This is a genomic window from Sporosarcina limicola (genome assembly GCF_014873855.1).
Lineage (GTDB): Bacteria > Bacillota > Bacilli > Bacillales_A > Planococcaceae > Sporosarcina > Sporosarcina limicola.
In genome coordinates this window covers 413,497-422,868 of record NZ_JADBEL010000001.1, presented here as the reverse complement: position 1 = coordinate 422,868, position 9,372 = coordinate 413,497, and the positions used below count along the sequence as shown (strand labels likewise).

Annotated in this window: 9 protein-coding genes and 1 riboswitch; of the genes, 2 read left to right on the top strand and 7 right to left on the bottom strand. The window is 42.6% G+C overall.

Annotated elements, in window-relative coordinates; genetic code table 11:
• Positions 1-97: 97 nt before the first annotated feature.
• Positions 98-718, bottom strand: a complete 621-nt coding sequence (locus H4683_RS02095; protein WP_192597150.1) for a CBS domain-containing protein — start codon at positions 716-718, stop codon at positions 98-100.
• A 157-nt stretch (positions 719-875) separates the two neighbouring features.
• Here H4683_RS02095 and H4683_RS02090 point away from each other — a divergent pair, with 157 nt between their 5' ends.
• Together H4683_RS02090 and H4683_RS02085 are read left to right on the top strand one after the other, a co-directional pair.
• Positions 876-1,520 (top strand): LytTR family DNA-binding domain-containing protein, encoded by a 645-nt coding sequence (locus tag H4683_RS02090; protein ID WP_192597149.1) that lies wholly within the window; start codon positions 876-878, stop codon positions 1,518-1,520.
• 253 nt (positions 1,521-1,773) lie between these two features.
• A complete protein-coding gene (locus H4683_RS02085; protein WP_192597148.1) occupies positions 1,774-3,288 on the top strand; it encodes an acetyl-CoA hydrolase/transferase family protein in 1,515 nt (504 codons plus the stop codon).
• Positions 3,289-3,555: 267 nt separating this feature from the next.
• On the opposite strand, the gene H4683_RS02080 is transcribed toward H4683_RS02085, so the two are convergent.
• The 6 genes from H4683_RS02080 to H4683_RS02055 all read right to left on the bottom strand — a co-directional run bounded on the left by H4683_RS02080 (position 3,556) and on the right by H4683_RS02055 (position 9,111).
• The gene (locus H4683_RS02080) at positions 3,556-4,758 is read right to left on the bottom strand and encodes a M20 family metallopeptidase (protein WP_192597147.1); all 1,203 of its coding nucleotides are present in this window, start codon (positions 4,756-4,758) and stop codon (positions 3,556-3,558) included.
• An 18-nt stretch (positions 4,759-4,776) separates the two neighbouring features.
• Positions 4,777-5,637: a MetQ/NlpA family ABC transporter substrate-binding protein gene (locus H4683_RS02075; RefSeq protein WP_192597146.1), complete on the bottom strand. Its 861-nt coding sequence runs from the start codon at positions 5,635-5,637 to the stop codon at positions 4,777-4,779.
• Positions 5,638-5,680: 43 nt separating this feature from the next.
• Complete coding sequence (locus H4683_RS02070) at positions 5,681-6,343, bottom strand: methionine ABC transporter permease (RefSeq protein WP_192597145.1); 663 nt, start codon at positions 6,341-6,343, stop codon at positions 5,681-5,683.
• On the bottom strand, positions 6,333-7,358 hold the full coding sequence (locus H4683_RS02065) for a methionine ABC transporter ATP-binding protein (RefSeq protein WP_192597144.1): 1,026 nt from the start codon (positions 7,356-7,358) through the stop codon (positions 6,333-6,335). The genes H4683_RS02070 and H4683_RS02065 overlap by 11 nt, the downstream gene beginning before the upstream one ends.
• Positions 7,359-7,530: 172 nt before the next feature.
• Positions 7,531-7,642: riboswitch (SAM riboswitch) on the bottom strand.
• Between the two features lie 183 nt (positions 7,643-7,825).
• Positions 7,826-8,203 (bottom strand): VOC family protein, encoded by a 378-nt coding sequence (locus H4683_RS02060; RefSeq protein WP_192597143.1) that lies wholly within the window; start codon positions 8,201-8,203, stop codon positions 7,826-7,828.
• Between the two features lie 65 nt (positions 8,204-8,268).
• On the bottom strand, positions 8,269-9,111 hold the full coding sequence (locus tag H4683_RS02055) for a helix-turn-helix domain-containing protein (protein ID WP_192597142.1): 843 nt from the start codon (positions 9,109-9,111) through the stop codon (positions 8,269-8,271).
• Between the last annotated feature and the right edge of the window lie 261 nt (positions 9,112-9,372).

Below are 9,372 nucleotides of genomic sequence, written 5' to 3'. Positions count from 1 at the left end.
TCGATACTTAAAAGGTTGAACCGCCGTATACCGAACGGTACGTACGGTGGTGTGAGAGGTCGGCTGATCAAATAATGATTAGCCTCCTACTCGATCTTTAAATTTTATCAATCTGTAAAATCCTAAATCCACCTTTTTCAAGTTTTTCTTTCAATTTCTCTACTTCTGCGTCCGTTTTACCGTTTTCAAGGGTGATGACCACTCTTCTAGCGAGGACGGAGCCGTTATCCAATGTGAACATTCCTTCTATATTTTCGCCACGTAATGTTTTAGTAAGTTTTTCAATCATGCCTTTTGCTTCAGTTGAAGATATCGTTAGATTGATGCCGCCGGTTTTAAGTCCGAATGCATCTTCCAATACACTTTCAACTTTGTTATGCGTTAAAATTCCAATGAGCTTACCGTTTTCGACGACACTTAAAAAAGGCAAGGACTTAATTTCAATTAGAGAAGTCAAAAATGATGAACGCTCAGTAATATACGTATCTTGGTGCTTTAATAAATGATCGATGGCGGCGTTTTTATCTCCCTTGTCCTCATAAAGGTATTCAATTAAATGGACTTTATAAATCATCCCTTTATAATTGTCGTCTTTGTCAACGACAGGGATACATCTGTAGCCGCTTTCGTTGATTTTATCTAACACCTGGATTACAGTTTGGTCGCTGTTTACAGTAGAAACTGCTAGTCTTTCTAAAAGTAAGTCTCTTACATGCATGTTTGTTCCCCCTAAATGTTTTTTGTTATCATAATCTTTTGCCTATTATAATCTATATTATAATAGAGATGTGTAGCGTTGTACAATTTATTATACAACAAATTATGACAGTTGGAGCGAGCAGTACCTTTGAAGCAATTAAAAAGGAGTTAACGTAATGGAAATGTTGAGTCTTGGCGCGCTATTAGATATTATCGGTGAATTATTTTCGGACGAAATATCGATTGCCGTATCGAATAAGGAAACGTACATCTACTATCGTCCAAGCAAACGAATCGACTTGAAAATTAAGCCGGGTGATCCAGTGAAAGAGGGAACGATGGCATTCAAGGCCCTGTCTCAAAAACAGAAAGTCTCCGAATTCATTAACCGAGATGTTTTCGGAATTCCATACCATGGGATGGCTGTCCCTTTCCAACAGGATGGAAAGTTGGAAGGATGTGTTACCACGATTTATCCCGCTTATACGGATGGGAAATCGGTCGTTACGGTGAGAACGCAAGATGGTTGGAAACCTGTTCCTTTTGTAGATGTGAAGTATGTTGAAGTGAAGGATAGAAAAACGATTGTCTATACAGATCATTTTTCAGGTACGCATAAAAATTCGTTGCAAGATTTCGAGTACTTGTTACCCAGGGAATCCTTTGTCCGTTGCCATCGGTCCTTTATCGTGAATGTGCATCATATTCGTGAAATTTACCCTGACACTCATTCAACTTTTGTATTAGCGATGGATGATGAAGTGAGAATTCCAGTTAGTCAATCGTATTCTAGTTATTTTAGAAGATTATTAGACTTTTAACTTTATTCAGCAGAAGATTTCTGCTGAATAAAGTTAAAGCCTCCGGCGGATGTCATAGATTTTGAAAGGAGTGAATTGAGCAAGCTCAATTCAAAATCTGGCCGCAAATACGCCAAGTCGTATTTTATTCATGCTGCCTCAACCATCATATGCGCTGCTTTAGCCCGTTATTCCTTTTCCAACTCATAAATCCTCTTTCGTGTAAGCGCTTAAGATATTATTATCTAAAAGTTACGAAAAGGAGTTTAGTCAGATGAATAGTCATATGAATCGAATTAAAAACCTTCAATTAAGAGATGCGGTCGTTTCTGCGGAAGAAGCCGCTTCATGGATTGAAGATGGAATGACATTAGGATTGAGTGGATTTACACGTGCGGGGGATGCGAAAGCGGTTCCATTAGCATTGGTAAAACGTGCGGAAGAAGATCGCTTTAAAGTGAATGTCTTTACTGGTGCTTCTTTAGGATCGGATATCGATGGATTGTTCGCAGAAGCAGGTATCATCAATAAGCGACTGCCGTTCCAAGCGGACCCGACGATGAGGAAAAAAATTAATGATGGAGAACTTCTTTTCGTGGATCATCACTTGTCAAATACCGCCGAACTTATACGTGCAGAAGTAATCGAACCAATCGATTTTGCGATTTTGGAAGCGCTCTTGATCACGGAGGATGGCATGATTATTCCCACAACCTCAGTTGGGAACTCGATGGCGTTCGCGCAACATGCAAAGTCGATTATTATTGAAATTAATACAGCGCAGCCACTTCAATTGGAAGGTTTGCACGACCTATATGCACCGAAAAAACAAGGTGAAAGATTACCGATTCCATTAATGAAAGTGGATGATAGAATCGGAACAACTGGAATTCCGATTGATGTGGATAAAGTGAAAGGAATTGTCTTCACTAATCAGTTGGATTCTCCATCCACGATTGTAGCACCTGATGAGGAAACAGAGATAATGGCTCAGCATTTGTTGACATTCCTACGAACTGAAGTTCAAGCAGGGAGACTCACTGAACGTCTTGCGCCTTTGCAATCTGGGATTGGGTCTGTTGCGAATGCGGTTCTTCATGGAATGATCAACTCAGAATTCGAAGAGTTAGAAGTATATTCCGAAGTGTTGCAGGATGCGGTCTTTGATTTGATTGACGCGGGGAAAGTCCGTTTCGCTTCTTGTGCTTCGATTACTTTATCTGAAGAAAAAATGGACAAAGTGTTCAATAACTTTGACAAGTACCGGGGGAAGTTGATCATGCGTCCGCAAGAGATTTCGAATCATCCTGAAATCATTCGTCGCCTCGGACTCATCTCCATTAATACGGCGCTTGAGTTGGATATCTACGGTAACGTCAATTCAACGCATGTATCTGGTACAAAAATGATGAACGGCATAGGTGGATCGGGTGACTTCGCTCGGAATGCACGCCTTGCCATTTTTGTGACGAAATCGACTGCAAAAGGCGGCGACATTTCAAGTATTGTTCCGTTTGTTTCACATGTCGATCATACGGAACATGATGTTGACGTTATCGTAACGGAACAGGGTTATGCAGACTTGCGTGGACTTGCGCCGAGGGAACGTGTCGGGCTAATCATCGAACGTTGTGCGCATCCGATGTATAGTGACCAACTGCGGGAGTATTACAATGAAGCGCTGGGAAGGGGCGGTCACACACCCCATGTGCTAGAAAAAGTATTTTCATGGCATACGAATTTGGCGAAGAACGGAACGATGCGGGAACTTGTTGGGCAACTTGTTTGATTGAATAAAGAAAAGCAGAAGCGCCTATCCAGGGGCGACAGGCATAAGACAAGCTGGCGAAGCGGCGTACTTTATCGCACAGCCGGAATGGCTTATGTCCCGAGCCACTAGGCGCTGGAGCTAGACAATAAAGAAGTGGCTATCTCATTAAGTCTGGTAGTAAGACTTAATGAGATAGCCCTTTTTGGGTATGGGAAATTAAATGAGTGAAATCTATTAGTACTAATAACCGACCGAATCAGAATTCACATCAACTATCGTCCTGCGTTAGCCCTCTTTTGCGGCTAGTGCAATTTCAAATTCCTGTTTCACTTGATGCAACAGTACGGCATCAGTCAGTAACCGATAGCCCATTGATGCAAGCGCTTTAGCGCCGACAATCAGCGCTTCATCGCCGCGCTCCGATTTTGCAGCTTCACGGAATTCGACCGTATGGGCTATGAGATCATCTGGACCGATTTTGATATACCCGTGGGCAGTCGGGACTTCATAGCTAATATTTCCCGCATCCGTTGAACCTTTGCCTTTACGTTTTTCCGTATGGACGACTTCACCGAGCGTTTTCAGTTCCACGTGTAACACTTCATCCAACACGGAATTCAGTACGAAATCTTTCACTTCATTTTGAAAACGTTCGATTTTGACCGTGGCCCCTGTCGCAAGTGCTGCTCCCTCTGCGATTGCACGCACCTTTGTGGAGGTTTCAATTGTTTTATTCCACGTTTCGGCACGGATGAAGAAGCGTGCGGATGCATATTCCGGGATGATGTTCGGTGCATCGCCGCCATGCGTGATGATGCCATGGATGCGGACGTCTGAGGGCAACTGCTGACGGAGTGCGTTAATGCCGTTGAATAGCTGAATCACCGCATCAAGCGCATTAATGCCTTGTTCGGGAGAGCCGGAAGCATGCGCTGGCTTTCCATAGAAATGAAAATCAAGTGGGTCAACCGCAAGTGTTTCGCCTGTCAATGCCGTTTTTCCAGAAGGATGGATCATGAGCGCGACGTCGACATCTTTCAAATAACCGTGCCTAACGAAACTTCCTTTTGCACTGCCGTTCGCTCCGCCCTCTTCTGCAGGTGTGCCGAGTACGACGACGTGACCACCTGTGTCAGGAAGTGCTTCTGCAAGTGCAATACCAGCAGCGACACTTGTTGTTCCGATGATATTATGTCCGCAAGCGTGACCGATTCCGGGAAGTGCATCGTATTCGGCAAGATAGGCAACAGTCGGTCCTTCCTTTCCACTATCTTTCACGGCATAAAAGGATGTTTCATGTCCAGCAACGGCAGTCGTTACTTCAAACCCCGCATTTCGTAGCAGTGCTACATGTTTTTTGCTCGCATACACCTCCTCGTTACCGATTTCAGGATTTGCGTGGATCTCTTGGCTTGTTTTGATGTACAGCTCGCGGTTTTCATCGATTGATTGGATTAGCGTCGCTTTATGCTCTTGTACAATGGTCATGTCAAATTCCTCCTCAACTTATTTTTGTAAGTCTGCGAATGCTGCATCGAGCTGATCTTGTGTTAATTTCACAAGGTATGAACCGCCGTTTGTATCATCTTTGATAACTTTTTCGATATCTGCTTCTTGGTACAATTCAACGATGCGTTTATAGGTTTTATTGTCTTTATCTTCAGCACGTGCAGCGATGATGTTGATGTAAGGATGGATACTTTCATCCGCGTCTTTTTCTTTCAATATCGGATCTTCACCTGGGGAGAATCCTGCTTGACCTGCAACGCCGTTATTGATGATGGAGGCGGCAACGTCAGGCAATACCCGAGGCGTCTGTTGTGCAGACATCGGGATGATTTCTAGGTTCAGATCGTTTTTTGTGATTTTTGTTGGGTCGCCGAACAATCCAAAATCGTCTGCAAGTGTGATTAATCCAGTACTTTCAAGCAGGCGAAGTGCTCGTGCCTGATTCGACGGATCATCCGGAATGGCAATTTTGTCGCCTTTTTTTAGTTCGGAAATGTCTTTAATCTTTTCAGAATAAACTCCCATTGGTGCCAACATTGTCGAACCAATCGGAACTAATTTTTTTCCACTTTCTTTTACATATTGTCCAAGAAAAGCGATGTGTTGAAATGCATTGATATCAATGTCTCCTTGTGCAAGTGCATTATTCGGCAACGTATAGTCACTGAATTCGACGAGTTCAATTTCAATGCCCTCTTTGGCAGCTTTTTCTTTTAACAGCGGCCACTGGGCACCATCCGACCCATTGACTCCAATTTTCACTTTGACCGTCTCGCTGCCTTCACTAGCTTTGTCACCGCAAGCGCTAAGCACAATAGCTGTTACAAGTGTTAAACATAAAATCCATAGTTTTTTCATTTCGAATCGGCTCCTTTTTAATTGAAATTAAGTTTGAGTTTCTTTAACGTCTCATGATTTTTCGAGAAAGTGTATTGCCAATCCATTGTGCCAGTTGCACCATGATAATCAGGATGACCACGGTGACAAGCATGACGCTACCATCGAAACGCTGATAGCCATAGGTCATGGCGACATGTCCAAGACCGCCACCGCCGACGGTTCCGGCTACAGCCGAGAAGTCGATAAGGCTAACTGATACGAATGTAAGTCCTAAAATGAGAGGCCCGAGCGCTTCGGGAATCAATACTGTGAAAATGATGCGAAGTGGGCTCGCCCCCATTGCCTGCGCAGCTTCGATTACACCTGGGTCAATGCTTACTAAGTTATTTTCAACAACACGTGCAACGACGAAGCTTGCCACAATCGTCATGGGAAAAATCGCTGCCGCCGTCCCAATCGTTGTTCCGACAACAATCCGTGTCAATTGTGAAATGGATACCAGGAAGATGATGAAAGGGATAGGTCTGATGATGTTAATGATGATATTTAAGAGTCGAAAAACGAATTTATTCTCTAAAATATTATTTTTTCGTGTTACAAACAGTAGGAGACCAATTGAGACTCCGATGATAGAACCAAAAATGAGTGTAGCGATGACCATGATAAGCGTTTCGCCTGTTGCTTCTACAATCCGTGGCCAAAATGTGATCCAATCAACATTCATTTTCAACAACCTCCTCTACAGCAACAATCGTCCCAAGTTCAGTCAGTGCGTTTTGAATTGCAATCGGTTCCCCGATGAACGAAACAAGCAAATTGCCAAACAGTTTTTCTTGTAGCTCCCGTACAGACCCATAGACGATGTTGAAATCGACATTATGTTTCCGTGTAATCATCGAGAGGACGGGATCATTTGCCACCGCACCTTTGAAAATAACACGATACAGTTTTCCGCCACCACCAGCACGCCACTCTTTTAAAATGTGTGTAGAGGGCAAGTCTTGCTGAACTGACCGGATGAACCGTTGCGTCACTGAATGTTGTGGGTTCGTAAACGTATCAAAGACATCGCCAGATTCGATCACTTCACCATTTTCCATGACCGCCACTTTGTCGCAAATCGTTTGGATGACATGCATTTCATGTGTGATTAACAGAATTGTAATCCCAAAATCCCGGTTCACTTTTTTCAATAGCCTTAAGATGTCTGCTGTTGTATCAGGGTCGAGTGCGGATGTGGCTTCATCACAGAGTAGGATATCTGGTGAAGTAGCGAGTGCCCTTGCGATACCTACACGTTGTTTCTGTCCCCCTGACAGTTGGTCTGGATAGTCTTTTGCTTTATCGGAAAGCCCGACGAATTCCAATAACTCCTTGACGCGGCGATTGACTTCTTGTTTCGAAATACTTGTCAACTTCAATGGATAGGCAATGTTGCCCGCAACTGTACGTGAATTAAGCAAGTTGAAGTTTTGGAAAATCATGCCGATGTTGCGCCGTTGTGTTCGCAAGTCTTTTGGAGATAATGTATTGACGTCAATGTCTTGGATGAATACAGAACCGCTAGAAGGCCGTTCTAACATATTAACCAGTCGGAGCAGCGTACTTTTTCCGGCGCCGCTGAAACCGATGATCCCAAAAATTTCGCCTTTCTCTACGGATAGGGATACATCCTTTACTGCGTGCACCTCCCGCTTTCCAAGACTGAACGTCTTAGAAACATTTTTGAATTCAATCATGCGTTAACCTCCTCTGGGTGTCATGGATTCTATGCAGACAATAAAAGCAGTCATCGAACTTTCTGTATAAGATATAGCGTCTAGCCGCCTTGCTAGCTGAGGGAACGAAAAAACCCCCCTTTTTCTTAAATAGATAAGAAAAAGAGGGATTCTAATAAAAGAATCCATCTCATTCTCATCTTCCAAATGCCAGAGCATTTGCAGGAGTTGGCACAGTGTTCATTCGTCATGAACCTGCTGCCGAGATGTCATAGGGCCTGTCCCTCGATCTCTCTAGATAAGAAAGTGATGTATTGCTATTCGATTGTTGCAAGAATTGAATCTAACATTAGTGTGAAAAGAGCAGGAAGTCAATGGAATTATAGAAATAAAAGTATTCTAATTATTTAATTTAAAAATGATAGCGTTTGCATTGTTGATGAGAACAGCATCCCCAATTTAGGGAATGATAAAGGTTGTATGAAAAATTAAATGTCAACCTCGCTCATTAGTGCATGTGTATTTCCTTCTGTATCGTTGAAAAACACCATCCACGTTTCCGTTGAACCCATTTTCGCAATAACATGTGGCTCATCGGTGAATGAAACCCCTTTGGACTTCAACTCTTCATAGCTCCCAGTTATATCGTCAACGTGGAAATAAAGAACAGAACTCGCGGTTGCGAATTGCTCCTGTTCTGGCAAGCTAAGTAAAAGCCGAACACCGTCGCAGTCGAAGAAAGCCATTGTATCCGTGTTAAATAAGAGCGGCAAATTGAGCATGTCTTTGTAAAATGCAGTTGCTCTATTGATATCTTTTGCTGGTATCGCAATTTGACCTAATTTGTTAATAGAAATAGTGCTCAAGACAAATCTCTCCTTTCGTATGAACTCTATTGTAATTTACTATCGAGATAAAGGCTTGTCCAAAATCACTTTTTACGGTATTGCATTGGAGAAGTGCCAGTAAACTGCTTGAACATTTTGCTGAAAGAAGAAGAATTGTTGAACCCAATCTCAAATGCGATATCCGTTACACTGGAGTTCGTATCATTGAGAAGCTGTTTAGCTTTTGAAATTCTCAACTTAGTCATATGCTGATGGGGAGTTCTCCCGAATAATTGTGAGTAGTTCTTCAAGAGGTGGTTGGGAGACATGCATGCAATTCGCGAAATCTCATGAAGACCAATCGGATGGTTGTAGAAAGCCCGGATATAATCATGAGCTACGTTGACCCGTCTATAAAGCTCTTCACGTGTGGATGAACGCATGGATTTCATTGAATCCACTTCATTCCACGTTTCCCGCTGCGTACATAGAATCGTCTTCATGACCTTGTGGAACTGCTCTTCCTGCCAAAGAGAATCCTCCCTCATAGAAGAAAAATTAGTACTAAAATAATCGAGTTGGGAACCTAGTATTTTATTTTTTGTATACGTTTTTTCAAAAAATCCCGTGGCATGAAGAGGTCTGTATGGATCGGAAAGAAGATTATCAGTGGATTCTTCCAGACACCTGCTAACCTCCTCGGCAAATCCCCTTTTGAAAAAAAGACAAAATGATTCAACCTCGCAAGTATCTTCAATTGAAATCGTATAATCCCCTTCATTTAGGAGGATGTATCGATTTTCTTCAACGGCAAAAAAGCCTTTATTTGTTTTGTAATGGGCTGAACCCCGTGAGAAAGTTTTGATTGAAAGTTGTCCGGTACCTTCCCAGAAAAACTGATCGCTTTTAGCCTGTAAAACGAAATTTTTTGGTTCCCTCTCAGTCATAGAATTCCTCCTCTTTGGTACGTAAAACCCTTTTTTTATTGTAGCACAATAGGTAAACGGAATTATCACTCTATCATATTGATTATGATAAAGAGAAATGAAGGTTTCTGTAAAATGGAGAACCAATCGTGCAAAATTGAGTTTCCGAAGCGCATAACCACTAATCCCCGTGCATAACATGTCCACATTGGCGTATAAAGTAACCGCCACCGCGTATACCATCTAACAAGGAAAGTACAATTCACCGGTACAATATAAAAA

Excerpts from the sequence above, each read along its gene's own strand:
- H4683_RS02070 (WP_192597145.1), bottom strand. The coding sequence starts at position 6,343 with ATGAATGTTGATTGGATCACATTTTGGCCACGGATTGTAGAAGCAACA.
- H4683_RS02075 (WP_192597146.1), bottom strand. The coding sequence starts at position 5,637 with ATGAAAAAACTATGGATTTTATGTTTAACACTTGTAACAGCTATTGTG.
- H4683_RS02065 (WP_192597144.1), bottom strand. The coding sequence starts at position 7,358 with ATGATTGAATTCAAAAATGTTTCTAAGACGTTCAGTCTTGGAAAGCGG.
- H4683_RS02085 (WP_192597148.1), top strand. The coding sequence starts at position 1,774 with ATGAATAGTCATATGAATCGAATTAAAAACCTTCAATTAAGAGATGCG.
- H4683_RS02080 (WP_192597147.1), bottom strand. The coding sequence starts at position 4,758 with ATGACCATTGTACAAGAGCATAAAGCGACGCTAATCCAATCAATCGAT.
- H4683_RS02090 (WP_192597149.1), top strand. The coding sequence starts at position 876 with ATGGAAATGTTGAGTCTTGGCGCGCTATTAGATATTATCGGTGAATTA.
- H4683_RS02055 (WP_192597142.1), bottom strand. The coding sequence starts at position 9,111 with ATGACTGAGAGGGAACCAAAAAATTTCGTTTTACAGGCTAAAAGCGAT.
- H4683_RS02095 (WP_192597150.1), bottom strand. The coding sequence starts at position 718 with ATGCATGTAAGAGACTTACTTTTAGAAAGACTAGCAGTTTCTACTGTA.